This window comes from Undibacterium sp. JH2W (assembly GCF_049340425.1).
GTDB lineage: Bacteria > Pseudomonadota > Gammaproteobacteria > Burkholderiales > Burkholderiaceae_D > Undibacterium.
Genome location: NZ_JBMPOT010000008.1, coordinates 177,214 through 191,650, shown reverse-complemented (window position 1 = coordinate 191,650; position 14,437 = coordinate 177,214). Strand labels below are relative to the sequence as shown.

13 protein-coding genes and 1 tRNA gene are annotated in these 14,437 nt (G+C 50.3%); 9 read left to right on the top strand and 5 right to left on the bottom strand.

Annotation, left to right across the window (positions count from 1 at the left end; translation table 11 throughout):
* Nucleotides 1-38: 38 nt before the first annotated feature.
* Both ACO0LC_RS13805 and trxB read right to left on the bottom strand, forming a co-directional pair.
* Nucleotides 39-674, bottom strand: a complete 636-nt coding sequence (locus tag ACO0LC_RS13805) for a Smr/MutS family protein (RefSeq protein ID WP_423003967.1) — start codon at nt 672-674, stop codon at nt 39-41.
* 22 nt (nt 675-696) lie between these two features.
* A complete protein-coding gene (gene trxB / locus ACO0LC_RS13800) occupies nt 697-1,641 on the bottom strand; it encodes a thioredoxin-disulfide reductase (protein WP_423003965.1) in 945 nt (314 codons plus the stop codon).
* Nucleotides 1,642-1,912: 271 nt separating this feature from the next.
* Here trxB and ACO0LC_RS13795 point away from each other — a divergent pair, with 271 nt between their 5' ends.
* From ACO0LC_RS13795 to serS, 5 genes are all read left to right on the top strand, one after another.
* Nucleotides 1,913-4,249, top strand: a complete 2,337-nt coding sequence (locus ACO0LC_RS13795) for a DNA translocase FtsK (protein WP_423003963.1) — start codon at nt 1,913-1,915, stop codon at nt 4,247-4,249.
* Nucleotides 4,250-4,302: 53 nt separating this feature from the next.
* On the top strand, nt 4,303-4,950 hold the full coding sequence (lolA, locus tag ACO0LC_RS13790; protein WP_423003961.1) for an outer membrane lipoprotein chaperone LolA: 648 nt from the start codon (nt 4,303-4,305) through the stop codon (nt 4,948-4,950).
* 15 nt (nt 4,951-4,965) lie between these two features.
* Entirely contained in the window at nt 4,966-6,267 is a 1,302-nt protein-coding gene (locus tag ACO0LC_RS13785; RefSeq protein WP_423003959.1) for a replication-associated recombination protein A, read from the top strand.
* A 94-nt stretch (nt 6,268-6,361) separates the two neighbouring features.
* Nucleotides 6,362-7,810 carry a DUF4139 domain-containing protein gene (locus tag ACO0LC_RS13780; RefSeq protein WP_423003957.1) on the top strand — a complete coding sequence of 483 codons (1,449 nt, stop codon included), beginning with the start codon at nt 6,362-6,364 and terminating at the stop codon, nt 7,808-7,810.
* A 107-nt stretch (nt 7,811-7,917) separates the two neighbouring features.
* The gene (gene serS / locus ACO0LC_RS13775; RefSeq protein ID WP_423003955.1) at nt 7,918-9,213 is read left to right on the top strand and encodes a serine--tRNA ligase; all 1,296 of its coding nucleotides are present in this window, start codon (nt 7,918-7,920) and stop codon (nt 9,211-9,213) included.
* A gap of 73 nt (nt 9,214-9,286) precedes the next feature.
* Here serS and ACO0LC_RS13770 read toward each other — a convergent pair whose 3' ends face one another.
* On the bottom strand, nt 9,287-11,056 hold the full coding sequence (locus tag ACO0LC_RS13770) for a GGDEF domain-containing protein (RefSeq protein ID WP_423004224.1): 1,770 nt from the start codon (nt 11,054-11,056) through the stop codon (nt 9,287-9,289).
* A 322-nt stretch (nt 11,057-11,378) separates the two neighbouring features.
* Here ACO0LC_RS13770 and ACO0LC_RS13765 point away from each other — a divergent pair.
* A tRNA-Ser gene (locus ACO0LC_RS13765) sits at nt 11,379-11,468 on the top strand.
* A gap of 6 nt (nt 11,469-11,474) precedes the next feature.
* On the opposite strand, the gene ACO0LC_RS13760 is transcribed toward ACO0LC_RS13765, so the two are convergent.
* Both ACO0LC_RS13760 and ACO0LC_RS13755 read right to left on the bottom strand, forming a co-directional pair.
* Complete coding sequence (locus tag ACO0LC_RS13760) at nt 11,475-11,708, bottom strand: tyrosine-type recombinase/integrase (protein ID WP_423003953.1); 234 nt, start codon at nt 11,706-11,708, stop codon at nt 11,475-11,477.
* Nucleotides 11,709-11,839: 131 nt separating this feature from the next.
* Nucleotides 11,840-12,763, bottom strand: coding sequence for a LysR family transcriptional regulator (locus tag ACO0LC_RS13755; RefSeq protein WP_423003951.1), 924 nt, complete (start codon nt 12,761-12,763; stop codon nt 11,840-11,842).
* Between the two features lie 102 nt (nt 12,764-12,865).
* On the opposite strand from ACO0LC_RS13755, the gene ACO0LC_RS13750 reads away from it, so the two are divergent.
* The 3 genes from ACO0LC_RS13750 to ACO0LC_RS13740 are packed head-to-tail and all read left to right on the top strand — an operon-like array spanning nt 12,866 to nt 14,353.
* On the top strand, nt 12,866-13,507 hold the full coding sequence (locus ACO0LC_RS13750) for a chromate transporter (RefSeq protein WP_423003949.1): 642 nt from the start codon (nt 12,866-12,868) through the stop codon (nt 13,505-13,507).
* Nucleotides 13,500-14,033, top strand: coding sequence for a chromate transporter (locus ACO0LC_RS13745; protein ID WP_423003947.1), 534 nt, complete (start codon nt 13,500-13,502; stop codon nt 14,031-14,033). Before ACO0LC_RS13750 ends, ACO0LC_RS13745 begins: the two co-directional genes overlap by 8 nt.
* A gap of 53 nt (nt 14,034-14,086) precedes the next feature.
* Nucleotides 14,087-14,353 carry a hypothetical protein gene (locus ACO0LC_RS13740; RefSeq protein WP_423003945.1) on the top strand — a complete coding sequence of 89 codons (267 nt, stop codon included), beginning with the start codon at nt 14,087-14,089 and terminating at the stop codon, nt 14,351-14,353.
* Nucleotides 14,354-14,437: the final 84 nt, after the last annotated feature.

Below are 14,437 nucleotides of genomic sequence, written 5' to 3'. Positions count from 1 at the left end.
GCCTGAGTCCAGTCTGGACTCAGGCCAAGATCACACAATCAGGATTTCAGTAATACGATCAAGGCGCCAGCGCCGCCATCTGCAGCCGTCGCCTGGCTGAATGCCAATACTTCATCTTTCTGTATCAGCCAGTTCCTGACTTTTTGTTTCAGTACCGGTTCCTTGTTGACAGATCCCAGACCTTTTCCATGGATGATGCGCACGCAACGTGTGCCATTGCGCATGCATTTGCGCAGGAATTCACCCAGGCTATCCCTGGCTTCATCGCGGCGTAAGCCATGCAAGTCAAGCTGGGCTTGTATGACCCAATGACCTTTACGAAGCTTCCTGACGACATCCTGGCCCACGCCTGATCTGGTATAGCTCAGGTTTTCATCGGTTTCCAGCAAAGAGTCTGCATCAAATTCATCTGATAAAGATTCCTGTAATGCAGCCTGTTCATCAGCGAGATGCTGAAAGGGCAGGGGTTCCAGCCTTGCGGGTGCCAGGTGATGCTTCACCGCAGTTTTCAAAACTTCGACCTTGCCTACACTGGAACGAAAAATATTCGCCTCTTCCCTGGCTTTCTTTTCCCGTTCCAGACGTTCTGCTTCAGCACGCTGTCGGCTTTCTTCTTGCTGCTTTAATTGCTGACTAAGTGACTTCAGGTCAGCAAGGTTTTTAAAAGACGACATGCTTCACATCCTTGAATTAAGCTTATTCTTCCAGGAAGCGTTGCGCATCCAGGGCTGCCATGCAACCTGTGCCAGCGCTGGTGATGGCCTGGCGATAGATGTGATCCTGCACGTCACCGGCAGCAAACACGCCAGCGACACTGGTGGCCGTAGCCATGCCCTCAGTGCCTGTGCGGGTCTTGATATAGCCATTATGCATGTCCAGCTGGCCATCAAAAATACTGGTATTTGGCTTATGGCCTATGGCAATAAAGACGCCATGTACGCTGACTGGTGTGATAGTGCCGTCAGCGTCTTTGACATTGATGCCTGTTACGCCGGATTCATCACCGACCACTTCATCCAGGGTATGGTTCCATTTGACTTCTATCTTGCCTTCGGCCACCTTGGCCATCAGGCGGTCAATCAAAATTGCCTCCGCGCGGAACTTGTCACGACGGTGGATGACGGTGACCTTGCTGGCGATGTTCGACAGGTACAGGGCTTCTTCCACTGCCGTATTGCCGCCACCGACGACCGCCACTTCCTTGCCGCGATAAAAGAAACCATCGCAGGTTGCACAGGCTGAGACACCTTTGCCCATGAAGGCTTGTTCAGACGGCAAGCCCAGGTATTGGGCGGATGCGCCGGTGGCAATGATCAGGGAATCACAAGTGTATTGCGCCTGGTCGCCGATCAGGCGTATCGGTTTTTCATCCAGTTTGGCAGTATGGATGTAATCGAAAATGATTTCAGTGTTGAAGCGTTCAGCGTGTTGCAGGAAACGCTGCATCAATTCCGGGCCTTGTACGCCCATAGGGTCGGCAGGCCAGTTTTCCACGTCTGTTGTCGTCATCAGTTGACCGCCTTGCTCTACACCGGTAATCAGCACAGGGTTCAGATTGGCGCGGGCAGCATACACAGCTGCGGAATAACCTGCGGGGCCAGAGCCAAGAATTAGTACGCGAGCATGTTTGGGAGTGGACATAGCAGACCTGATAAAAAGTTGATGAATAGCTGAGTTGCTGGCAATAGATGGCGTTTTTCATGCAAATTTCAAGCTTTTTGCTTATTTTGCATCGCTATCCTTAGACAAGGCTAAATTATAGACTATCCTCATAGCAGCCGTCTTGCAGCCATCCTCCAGGACTATGGCCTGTCTGTTGCAACTGTTACAGCGCACATGTTTGGCGCATGCGCGGCTTCATGCTATCTTGTCAGCTTTTGATGGCTGTTCAGATGAGATTGCTCTCTGTTTTATGACTACTAGTAACGAAGCTTATACTCGAAGCAAGAAAACTGCGCCGCCTGCTGCACCTCCAAATCGTTTCCTGGTTCTTTTGATGGAGGCGAAGTGGATTGCCCTGGCCGCATTTTGCATATGCCTGATACTGATCATGGCAAGTTATTCCACACAAGACCCAGGATGGTCTCGGTCGGTCGATATCCCACGGATCCACAATATTGCTGGCAAATTTGGCGCCTGGTTATCCGATGTGCTGTTTTATGTCTTTGGCGTGTCTGCCTGGTGGTGGTGTGTGTTTGTCTGTCGTCAGGTGTGGATTTCCTATAGCAGCTTGTCGCAAAGGGTGAAACTTAATCCCGAGCCTGAAGCGGATGTAGGTTTCTCTGAAATCCTGGTGCGTAATATTGGCTTTGGCTTGCTGTTTGCTGGCAGCATGGGCCTGGAATATCTGCGGCTGCACAGCCTCAAGGTGGCCTTGCCATTAGGACCGGGCGGGGTGCTGGGGGAGTTGATAGGCAAGGCGGGCTTTGCTGCGCTGGGCTTCACTGGGGCAACGCTGGCTTTATTGCTGATGATCGCCCTCGGTATCAGCCTGTACTTCCACGTATCCTGGCTGACCATTGTTGAGCGCATAGGTGCGGGCATAGAATGGGTATTTGTTTTCGTGCAAAACAAACATGCAGATGCAGAAGACCGGCGTGCTGGCCAGACTGCAGCTGTCAAGCGTGAAGAAGTCGTAGTGCAGGAAAGAGCCAAGATCGTTGAAGCCGCACCAATACGCATAGAGCCACAAGTAGTTGCTGTACAGCGCTCAGAGCGTGTGGAAAAAGAAAAGCAGGTATCCCTGTTCAATGAATTGCCAGATACTAATTTACCACCTTTATCCCTGCTGGATGAGCCACCGCCAGTGCAGGAAACTGTCAGTGTACAAACCCTGGAATTCACCAGTCGCCTGATAGAGAAAAAACTCTCGGACTTTGGTGTCGATGCCAAGGTGGTGGCAGCTTATCCTGGCCCTGTGGTTACCCGTTATGAAATCGAACCGGCGACTGGCGTCAAAGGTAGCCAGATCGTTAATCTGGCACGCGACTTGGCGCGTTCATTGTCACTGACATCAATACGTGTGGTTGAGACCATACCCGGCAAGAATTTTATGGGCCTGGAATTACCGAATCCCAAACGCCAGATTGTGCGCCTGACCGAGATTTTGGGATCCAAAGTCTATAACGATAGCTCGTCGAGTCTGACGGTGGCGCTGGGTAAGGATATTGGCGGTCTTCCTATCTGTGCCGACCTGGCCAAGATGCCGCATTTGCTGGTGGCGGGTACTACCGGTTCTGGTAAATCCGTGGGCATCAATGCGACCATTTTGTCGCTGCTGTACAAGTCAGATCCGAATGATGTGCGTATGATCTTGATTGATCCAAAGATGCTGGAAATGTCGGTCTATGAAGGTATACCGCATTTGCTGGCACCAGTGGTTACTGACATGCGCCAGGCTGGCCACGCCCTGAACTGGGCGGTGGCAGAGATGGAACGCCGTTACAAGCTCATGTCCAAACTCGGCGTGCGTAATCTGGCAGGCTATAACGCCAAGATTGCTGAGGCCGAGCGCAAGGAAGTGCATATCCCAAATCCATTCAGCCTGACGCCAGATGCGCCAGAGCCACTGGAAAAACTGCCTACTATCGTCATCATCATCGACGAATTGGCTGACTTGATGATGGTAGTCGGTAAAAAAGTGGAAGAGCTGATTGCACGTATCGCGCAAAAAGCCCGTGCTGCAGGCTTGCATCTGATATTGGCGACGCAAAGACCATCGGTAGACGTGATTACTGGTCTGATCAAGGCGAATATCCCTACCCGTATCGCCTTCCAGGTCAGTAGCAAGATAGATTCACGCACCATCCTTGATCAGATGGGGGCAGAAGCTCTGCTGGGTATGGGTGACATGCTCTACATGCCGCCAGGGACAGGCTTGCCTGTTCGCGTCCACGGTGCTTTTGTCTCGGATGAAGAAGTACATCGTGTGGTTGAATATTTGAAAGCACAGGGCGAGCCAAATTATATCGAAGGCATACTCGAAGGCGGCACGCTGGAAGAGGGCGGAGAAGCTGGTGGTGAGAGTGCAGGTGCAGGAGGCGGTGAAGCGGATGCTTTGTATGACCAGGCCGTTGCCATCGTACTCAAGAATCGCCGTGCCTCGATCTCGCTGGTACAAAGGCATTTACGCATAGGTTATAACCGCGCTGCCCGCCTGCTGGAACAAATGGAACAAAGCGGTGTCGTATCTACCATGCAGTCTAACGGTAACCGCGAAATCCTGGTCCCGGCCGGGAATACAGAATAGTGCCAAAACAGCAAAAGAACAGCAAAAGAACAGCAAAAGAACAGGATAAATCAGTGAAGAAACAAACTACCATGATGGCGAAAGTGGCAGCAGGCGTCATCGCTCTTGCCTTGATGCCGGCACTGGCATCGGCATCTGCCGTTGAGCAATTCAAATCCTTTGTCACGAATAATAAGAGTGCCAAGGGTGAGTTTAGCCAGCAGCAAGTCAAAAAAGCCGATGGCAAGATCAGCAAAACGGCAACTGGCAATTTTGTGTTTGCCCGGCCAGGCAAGTTCATCTGGGCTTATACCAAGCCTTACGAGCAAGTTTTGCAAGCAGATGGCGACAAGCTGTATATTTATGATAAAGACTTAAACCAGGTCACTATCAAAGCATTGGGCAGCGCCCTGGGTTCCAGTCCCGCTGCCATCTTGTTCGGTAGCGCCAGTTCGGCGGATCTGGATAAAAATTTCAGTTTTAAGGAAATCGGCAATAAACAAGGCCTGGAATGGCTGGAAGCCATACCCAAGGCCAAGGATACGCAGTTTGAAAGCATAGGCATAGGCATGAAGGACGGTGTACCTGTGGCGCTGGAGTTGCGGGATAATTTTGGACAGTTTTCTATCTTGACCTTGAAAAACCTGGAAAAAAATCCAAGCTTGAAGGCTGATGAATTCAAATTTGTCGTGCCTGCCGGTGCAGATGTATTTCGCCAGTAATAGCGTTTAATGAATATGCTGCACAACAATTCGCGCAAAAAACCTGCTCCCCTGGCAGAGCGCATGCGTCCGGCAACGCTGGATGATGTCATCGGTCAGCAGCATATCCTGGGGGAGGGCAAGCCCTTGCGCGTGGCTTTCCAGTCAGGTGAGCCACACTCCATGATCTTGTGGGGGCCACCTGGTGTAGGCAAGACCACGCTGGCGCGCCTGATGGCCGACGCCTTCCATTGTGAATTCATTGCCTTGTCGGCAGTCTTGTCGGGTATTAAGGACATACGCGAGGCGGTAGAGCGTGCGCAAATCTTGCAGGCTACCTCGCATCGTCGCACCATACTGTTTGTCGATGAAGTTCATCGCTTCAACAAAAGCCAGCAAGACGCCTTTTTGCCGCATGTAGAAAGTGGCTTGTTTACTTTCATCGGTGCGACAACAGAAAACCCTTCCTTCGAAGTCAATAGCGCCTTGCTGTCGCGCGCCTCGGTGTATGTATTGAAATCACTGACGGATGAAGACCTGGCTGCCATGGTAGTGCGCGCCTGCGAGCGTGAACTGGATGGTTTGATACTGACACCAGAGGCCATGGCCAGCCTGGTTTCCAGTGCCGATGGGGATGGCCGCAAATTACTGAATAATCTCGACATTGTTGCACATGCGGCGGTCGCCAAGCATCTTGATACAGTAGACCAGGGTTTGCTGGGAGAATGTCTGGGTGATGCCTTGCGCCGTTTTGACAAAGGGGGCGATGCCTTCTATGACCAGATTTCTGCCCTGCATAAATCGGTACGTGGCTCCAACCCAGATGCGGCCCTGTACTGGCTGGTACGCATGCTTGATGGCGGTGCTGACCCACGCTACATGGCCAGGCGCATAGTACGCATGGCATCGGAAGATATAGGCCTGGCAGATCCACGTGCCTTGCGCATTTGCCTCGATGCGGCAGAAACCTATGAAAGACTGGGTTCGCCCGAAGGTGAACTGGCTTTGGCTGAGGCGGTGATTTATCTCGCCTGTGCAGCCAAATCAAATGCAGTCTATAAAGCCTATAATGCCGTGCGCGCCATGATCGCCAAAGACAAGTCGCGCGTAGTACCAGAACATCTGCGCAATGCGCCGACCAAGCTCATGAAAGAGCTGGGTTATGGCAAATTGTACCGCTATGCCCATGATGAGCCAGATGCCTACGCCGCAGGGGAAACGTATCTGCCTGAAGGCCTGGAAAATGAATCCTGGTATCACCCTGTACCACGGGGACTGGAAATCAAGATCGCAGAAAAACTCGCGTATTTGCGCAGTCTGGATGAGCAGACTAAATAAGCAGACTAAATAAGCAGACTAATTAGCAGACTGCGTCATCGTCAGTGTTGCCCGTCATCTCATTACAGTTCCAAAAATCATGATAAGGAATTTTATGTATAAACCATTTGCCGCAAGCGCAATCATATTGTTATTGTCACTGGCCGGCTCAGTCTATGCCCAGACAGAAGAGCAGCGTAGTACCCTGGCTGACCAGAAAGAAGTCGCTGTCACGATCTACAATGAAAACCTGGCTCTGATCAAGGACCAGCGCAAACTGCCATTGAAGCGCGGCGCAAGCGCACTGGCTTTTCGCGACGTCAGTGCCAGGATGCGGCCTGAGACCGCCTTGCTGCGCAGCTTGTCAGCACCAGGCAGTTTGTCTGTCCTTGAGCAAAATTTTAATTTTGATTTGCTGACACCGCAAAAGCTGCTGGAAAAATACGTGGGTCGCAATGTCAACATCATTCGCACTAATACTGCAACAGGCGCAGAAACGGTAGAGTCTGCCCAAGTGTTGTCGGCCAATGATGGTGTGGTGCTCAAGATAGGTGATCGCATAGAAACCGGTTTGCCTGGCCGTATTATTTATCCAGATGTACCAGCGAATTTACGCGACCGCCCGACTCTGGTCATGGCCTTGGATAACAATGGTGCGCAACAGCAGGATGTGGAACTCAGTTACCTCACTGGTGGCTTATCCTGGAAGGCTGACTATGTGGTCGAACTGAATGCAACTGACGACAAACTTGACATCTCAGGCTGGGTCACACTGGGCAATACCAGTGGTACAACTTACCGCAACGCCAAGCTGCAACTGGTGGCGGGTGATGTCAATCAAGTCAAGCAAAGTAATGAAGTGGCTGGCAGTGCATTTAGAATGATGGGGAGCCCGCAACCTGTGATGACAAAGACAGCTATGGCTGAAGAGTCTTTATTTGAATATCACCTGTACACACTGAACAGGCCAACCACGATTGCAGAAAACCAGACCAAGCAAGTGGCATTGCTGACTGCTTCTGGCGTACCAGTGCGCAAGGAATTTTTGTTGAACGGTAGTGACTATTACTACCAAAGTAGTTACGGTGATCTTGGTCAAAAAATGAAGATAGGTGTCTTTGTTGAGTTCGACAATAAAGAAGCTTCTCAATTGGGCATGCCTTTACCTAAAGGGGTCGTACGCGTCTACAAAAAAGATGGTGCAGGCAATGCACAGTTCATTGGCGAAGATAGTGTAGATCACACACCAAAGAATGAAAAAGTCCGTTTGAAGTTGGGTGAGGTCTTTGATGTGACGGCAGATAAAAAGCAAACAGATTTCAAAAAACTTACAGTAACAGGCAAATACAATAATGCATTTGAAAGCGCCTATGAGCTGGTATTGAAGAATGCAAAAAAAGAAGCTGTCATCGTGACCGTGCAAGAACCCATGCCGGGTGACTGGCAAGTCTTGAGCAGCAGCCACCCTTACACCAAGAGCGCCAGCAATACTACAGTATGGAAAATCAGCGTACCTGCAGAGGGCAATACCAAGCTGACATATCGTAGTCTGGTAAAGTATTAATATTAAAAGCATGGTGTAAAAATGGCATTTCTTCCTGCTTGAAAATAGGGGAAATGCCCATCCCTTGATACAATAGACGATTAGCTTAGTTCACCGCACTTAAAATCATGATAGATATTCAACTTTTGCGCAAAGACATTGCCAATGTGGCAGCGCGCCTGGCTACCCGCAAGTTCCAGCTGGATGTGGAAACTTTTAATGCCCTCGAAGCCGAACGTAAGCAAATCCAGTCCCGTACTGAAGAATTGCAAGGCAAGCGCAATACCTTGTCCAAACAAATCGGTAATCTGAAAAGCAAAGGTGAAGATGCATCAGCCTTGATGGCGGAAGTTGCCAGTATCCCTGAAGAGTTGAAAGCATCAGAAGCGCATTTGAGCGATGTACAAGTGCGCATGAGTGCGTTCCTGCAAACGATCCCCAATCTGCCGCATGAATCCGTAGCCGTAGGTGAAGATGAAAACGGCAATGTGGAAGTGCGCAAGGTCGGTGCACCACGTGCATTTGATTTTGAAGTCAAGGATCATGTGGACATTGGTTCTGCCTTGGGCCTGGATTTTGAAACTGCAGTCAAGCTGACGGGTTCCCGTTTCTCTGTCATGAAGGGGGGCATGGCACGCCTGCATCGTGCGCTGGCCCAGTTCATGCTCGACATGCAAACGCTGGAACATGGCTATACTGAAATGTATACGCCTTACATGGTCAATGCTGATTCCATGCGTGGTACAGGTCAGTTGCCAAAATTTGAAGAAGACTTGTTCGCAGTAAAAAAAGGCGGGCAAGAAGGCACAGGCGAAACGTTTTACCTGATCCCGACTTCAGAAGTCACACTCACCAATACCGTACGCGACGAGATACTGGCTGCCGATGCGCTGCCTGTCAAAATGACTGCGCATACACCATGCTTCCGTTCTGAAGCGGGTAGTGCAGGCCGTGATACCCGCGGCATGATACGTCAGCATCAATTCGATAAAGTCGAAATGGTACAAATCGTGCACCCAGAAAAATCCATGGAAGCCCTGGATGAAATGGTAGGCCATGCCGAAGCCGTTTTGGCCAAGCTGGAACTGCCTTACCGTGTCATGAGCCTGTGCACTGGCGATATGGGCTTTGGTGCCAGCAAGACTTTCGATCTGGAAGTATGGCTGCCGGCACAAAACACTTATCGTGAGATTTCTTCGATCTCAAATATGTTCGACTTCCAGGCGCGCCGCATGCAAGCCCGCTTCCGCAATGCCCAGGGCAAGCCAGAACTGGTACATACCCTGAATGGTTCTGCGCTGGCCGTTGGCCGCACTCTGGTGGCTGTGCTGGAAAATTATCAGCAGGCGGATGGCTCTGTCCTTATCCCGACAGCGTTACGCCCATATATGGGTGGTCTGGAAAAACTGGTACCAGCAGCTTAAGTAATTTTAGTTTCAAGAAAAAAACGCGCTTCACTGTGTTCAGTGAAGCGCGTTTTTTGTTGACTGATTTCGTTTATCCGACCAACAAATCCATTTCAGAGCGGCGATCTACAAACAGGCTATTGCCATGTATTTTTTTTGCCTGCTTCTTGGCATCCGACGCGGCAATGGAAATCTGGTGATGTGAGTAATAGCGGTTTGCCCTTGACTTCACCACACCCAGGGACAGGCTAACGAGTGGGTAAAAGACTTTCTTGCCCTGTCTGTCTTCACTGAGATAGCCACCTCTTTCGCGGTCTTCGTTACTATAAAAATCATGGATGGCGGCAGTAAAGCTGGCCAGAATGGCCTGGCAGCGTATTTCCCAATCCACACTGCGGAACAGGATGATGAAATCATCGCCACCTATATGCCCAATAAAATCCAGTTGCGAATCGCAATGCTTTTTAAGAACTTCACTGGTCATTTGTATGATGTCATCACCTCGACGATAGCCATAGACATCATTAAACGGTTTGAAATGATCGAGGTCGCAATAGCAGGCACAGAAAGCCTGGTCTTTTTGCAGCAGTACATCGATGTGCTCATTGATAGGTACATTACCCGGCAATTGCGTCAGTGGATTTGCATAACGCGCAGCATTGATCTGCATTTGCGTAATCTCACGCATCAGGTCCGGGCCACTGCCCAGACCAAGATAACGACCTTGGTCAGTAATAATGATGCCATTGATTAAATGCTCGGGATTGGCTTCGACAATGATATGGCTGACATCCTGCATGCTGGTATTTTTATCGACGATGACAGGGTGTGCTTCCATGAATACCGTGCAAGGCTTTTTGCCATATAACTCACGCTGATAGGGGCGGGCAAAGCGATCTATCATATGATAGCGATTGATCAGGCCAACTGGAACACCATCATCCACCACAGGAATGATTTGCAATTTCGGGTTTTGCAAGAAAATGTCATCAACCTGGTTATTGAGCATGCGCGAAGAAATCGTCGGCGGGGTTTTTAAAATTTTTTCTACTGTTGCTGTTTGCTCAAAACTGCTAGATGAACGCCGTGCTGCCTGGTATGGATTTGGCGTCAGAATACGCGCCACTTCAGCCGATACGGCACGTGCTGGAGCAGCATGGGGGCGAGCGATATGATAGCCTTGGCCACATGCCACACCCAAATCACGAACAGCCAATAATTCGGCCTGGGTTTCTATACCCTCAGCAACTACTCTGGTGCCAGATTTCTCTGCGATGCTTTGTATGGATCGCACAAACTGCGCCTTGACAGTATCATGATCTATACCCTGGATAAAATGCATGTCTATCTTGACGTAGTCAGGCTTTAATTCCGACCATAAACGCAAACTGGAAAAACCTTCGCCCAGATCATCAATGGCAATCTCAAAACCCATTTCGCGATAATGGATGACAGCTTCACACAACAAGGCATAGTCATGGGTGGGCTGGTATTCAGTCAGTTCTATGATGACACGTTCAGGGTTGATACCCAGTTCATGGATGTAATCCAGCGTCTCACCATAGCGCATGTCTCTTTGCAGCAGGCATTCCGGGCTGACATTTAAAAACAACTTGCCCGGTAAATTTTGCGCTGCAAATTGTTCCAGCACGATGCGGCGACACAGGTGTTCGACCGTGACGGTCAGGTTATTGTCCCATGCCGCCTTGAATAAATTGACGGGCGAGTGAAGGGGGCTGTCCGATGGTCCACGAATCAAGCCTTCATAACCCAGGATATCGCCATTCTGCATTTGCACGATGGGCTGGAAGCGTGCTGTCAACAGGCGTTGCTCAATGATGCGCTGCAAATGCGCCAACATCAAGATGGCTGATTGCGCGCCAAACTGATTGACATCCTGCTCTGATACCAGGTTTTGCTGAGACAAATGATCCACGGTATCTCCCGCTAAACTACTTTCCATTGAAGCCAAGTCCTCAAATCAATTCATGTCACCACTACTGCAGGCGCAAGCCGCCTAACTTAGTACATTGCGGCAGAATATAATCTTGCTTTATGACATCTTCATGTCGTCTTGTGATGTGGCAATTCAACCCTAAATTAATGTGCTAAATTGCTAATTTTGATTTGAGCAGTTTTTTTGCTATAATTGCAGGCTTCGTTTATAGCGAGCAACCTAAGCCGGAGAAGTGGCAGAGTGGTTGAATGTACCTGACTCGAAATCAGGCGTAGTAGCAATACTATCGGGGGTTCGAATCCCTCCTTCTCCGCCAATATAATCAAGCACTTGGCTTGATATCAAAGACCAGATTAATCTGGTCTTTTTTATTTTGTGGCGGTAGAAATCTGCCATCCGCCGTCTGATTTTTATGACCAAGGATTGCACCAATCGTGAATAAATCAACATCCTTATTAATCAGCATTGGTGCCGCCGAGTGTCTCAGATCGTGAAATGTCATTTCTTTAAAGCTGGATCTGTCCTTTGCTTTCCTGGCTGAGTCCTGAAGACCCACTCTTATCCAGCTTAAATGGCCGGTATTTTAATAAAACATTGAGCCGTGAATGAATCGGCGCGTGTCGGACGGTGCTGTTTTTGGTGTCTGGCAGGGCAAACACGCCTTTGCCGATTTTGTTTATGTTTTTCTCACCTGGCGACGCGGCTGTTCTTGATCATGTCATACAATAACTGCGCCGCCGGTGACAGACGGGCGGCCTTGCGGGCGACCAGGACCAGGGTTCTGGAAACGATAGGGTCTTGCAATTTGATTACGCGCAGACGTGGATAGGTTCCTTTTTGCATGGCGAGATTGGGCACGATGGCGGCAGCAATGCCGGCATCCACCAGCCCCAGGGCAGTGGAGTTGCGCTGTACTTCGTAATGAATCTGCAGACTCAGTCTCGCTTGACCAGCTTGGCTGCCATGCAGGCTTTCGCTACCCAGATAACCATCGAGCAGAGGCCGGTTACCGCTTGTCTGACCGGCAAAGATTAGCGGGTGCGATTGCAACTGTGCCCAGGTGATGCTTTTTCGCCTGGCCAGCGCATGGTCGTCGCGGCAGACCAGTACAAATTGATCTTCCAGCAAAGGTGTAGCGGTCAGTTCAGGGTGACTGGGCCCCGCCAGATTAATGCCAAACTCGGCTTCGCGTCGCAAGACTGCTTCGGCAACACCGACTGATGCATGGTCGAGTATTTTTATGCGATTGTCAGGGAACATGGCAGAGTATTCACGGATAACCTTCGGCAGGTAACGTACACCTACTGTTGGTATGCAGGCAATCGACACATCTCCGCGCTGGGCTTTACCGGTCTCGCGTATCTCAGTCAATGCTGCCGACAGCTCTTGCAGCAGGCGTCTGGCTTGCGGCAGAAAATCCTGCCCCGTCCTGGTCAGTGCGATCGAACGCGTAGTTCTTTCCAGAAGCGTCACTCCCAGGAAAATCTCCAGATTGCGCAGGCGCTGGGTCACCGCCGTTTGCGTGACATGCAGCACATCAGCCGCCCTGTTGAAGCTGCCATGATCTGCAATGGCGACAAAAGCCTGTACACCAAGGATATCGATTTTCATAAGAAAAATGAATCAATCATCTAAATAAATTCATTGTACTTTTAATTGCTCAAGTACGAAGATGGCCTTGTATAAAAATTTCCTTGCTTCCAAGAGTGCCGTATGTTGAACCCATCATTGCCCGCAGTTACCCTTAGTGAACCTGCCAGTTTGTCGGCGGTGCGGCTGTTTTTTGTTTTTTCAAAAATTGCCCTGACCGGTTTTGGCGGTGTCATGCCTTTCGCCTACCGCGCACTAGTCGAGCAATACCGCTGGTTGAGTGCTGAAGACTTCGCTCGCTATCTTGCCCTGAGCCAGGCTTTGCCCGGCCCAACGATCTGCAATATTGCATTGATGGTAGGTAAACGTTATGCCGGTATAGCAGGTGCCCTGTCCGCCATGGCTGGTCTGATCATCGCACCTTTCCTGTTGGTGATAGCGCTTGGCGTTGCCTATCAGCGTTTTGGCAAGTTGGATATGGTGCGGGATGCTTTGAGCGGCATGACCGCAGTTGCTGCCGGGTTGATACTGGCCACTGCCTTCAAGATGGCGATGTCGCTGTTTAATCATTCTGGTAAGGCTGCTGAAATTGATAAGCCGGGTAAACGAAAATTGTGCAGTCTCCAGACAGGCTTGCAGTTGATGTTGATGGCTTTGGCTTTTGCAGGCTTGGCCTTGCTCAAATGGCGTCTGATTGTCATATTTGTCTTATTGGCGCTACCTGGCAGCATCGCGGCCTATTTTTTGAAAGTTAAAAATGGATGAACAATCTCCCGTGCTGGACCTGTGCCTCCATCTGTCTGTGTTGTCGTTGATGGCAGTCGGCGGCGGCCTGGTGATGATGGCGCCCGACATCAGCTATTTTGTCGTGACCGAAAAACACTGGGTAACCAGTGCGCAGTTTGCCTCAGCCTATGCTATTGCGCAGGCGGCGCCAGGCCCCAATTTATTGTTTATCTCGCTGGTGGGCTGGCTGATTGCTGGCTGGACAGGTGCCATCCTGACTACTCTGGCAGTGGTTGTGCCGTCTACTATACTGACCCTGTCCGTCATCAGCTTGAAGACATCACACTTTAATACCCGCCTGACAGGGGCAGTGCGCGACACCTTTGCGCCGATCTCCATCGGTTTCTTGTTGGCGACCGCCTGCTTGTTTGCCCAGTTGGACAGTGCCAGTTGGCGCGCTGATATGATAATGCTGCTGACTGCGGCGATTGTCTTATGCAGCAAGCTTAACCCAGTCATCCTGATCGCCGCAGGTGCTGGGGCAGGAATGCTACGTCTCATCTAAGTGCTAATAGTCTCAACTCGTCAAGGTTCAGACCGGATCAAGGGGGATACATCATGCCAGACGCACACACCAGCCTGACCTTGCAAATGCTGGAATGGATACAGCAGCAATCACCCAGTTACCGGAATGTTTTAGACACTTGGCAAAGCACCTGCCCACGTCTGTGTATTTGGGAAGATGCTTGTGCCGATGGCTTGATCAATTGTGATGGTGGTAGTGCCGGTCTTGTGACCGTAACGGCAAAAGGCAGGGAGATGCTGTTGGGGGCAGTAAAAGTGCCAGTGTTTTTTCCATCCTTGAAGTCGATAGATAAGGCATGAGGGATTAATTTGACGAGTTGATGATTCAATTATAGGACTTACGCAAAACCGCCCCAGCTGCGTTGCAGCGCCCGCATTTAGCAA

Excerpts from the sequence above, each read along its gene's own strand:
- trxB (WP_423003965.1), bottom strand. The coding sequence starts at position 1,641 with ATGTCCACTCCCAAACATGCTCGCGTACTAATTCTTGGCTCTGGCCCC.
- ACO0LC_RS13750 (WP_423003949.1), top strand. The coding sequence starts at position 12,866 with ATGTTGAACCCATCATTGCCCGCAGTTACCCTTAGTGAACCTGCCAGT.
- ACO0LC_RS13805 (WP_423003967.1), bottom strand. The coding sequence starts at position 674 with ATGTCGTCTTTTAAAAACCTTGCTGACCTGAAGTCACTTAGTCAGCAA.
- serS (WP_423003955.1), top strand. The coding sequence starts at position 7,918 with ATGATAGATATTCAACTTTTGCGCAAAGACATTGCCAATGTGGCAGCG.
- ACO0LC_RS13785 (WP_423003959.1), top strand. The coding sequence starts at position 4,966 with ATGCTGCACAACAATTCGCGCAAAAAACCTGCTCCCCTGGCAGAGCGC.
- ACO0LC_RS13770 (WP_423004224.1), bottom strand. The coding sequence starts at position 11,056 with ATGTTGGCGCATTTGCAGCGCATCATTGAGCAACGCCTGTTGACAGCA.
- ACO0LC_RS13795 (WP_423003963.1), top strand. The coding sequence starts at position 1,913 with ATGACTACTAGTAACGAAGCTTATACTCGAAGCAAGAAAACTGCGCCG.
- ACO0LC_RS13780 (WP_423003957.1), top strand. The coding sequence starts at position 6,362 with ATGTATAAACCATTTGCCGCAAGCGCAATCATATTGTTATTGTCACTG.
- ACO0LC_RS13745 (WP_423003947.1), top strand. The coding sequence starts at position 13,500 with ATGGATGAACAATCTCCCGTGCTGGACCTGTGCCTCCATCTGTCTGTG.
- ACO0LC_RS13740 (WP_423003945.1), top strand. The coding sequence starts at position 14,087 with ATGCCAGACGCACACACCAGCCTGACCTTGCAAATGCTGGAATGGATA.
- ACO0LC_RS13755 (WP_423003951.1), bottom strand. The coding sequence starts at position 12,763 with ATGAAAATCGATATCCTTGGTGTACAGGCTTTTGTCGCCATTGCAGAT.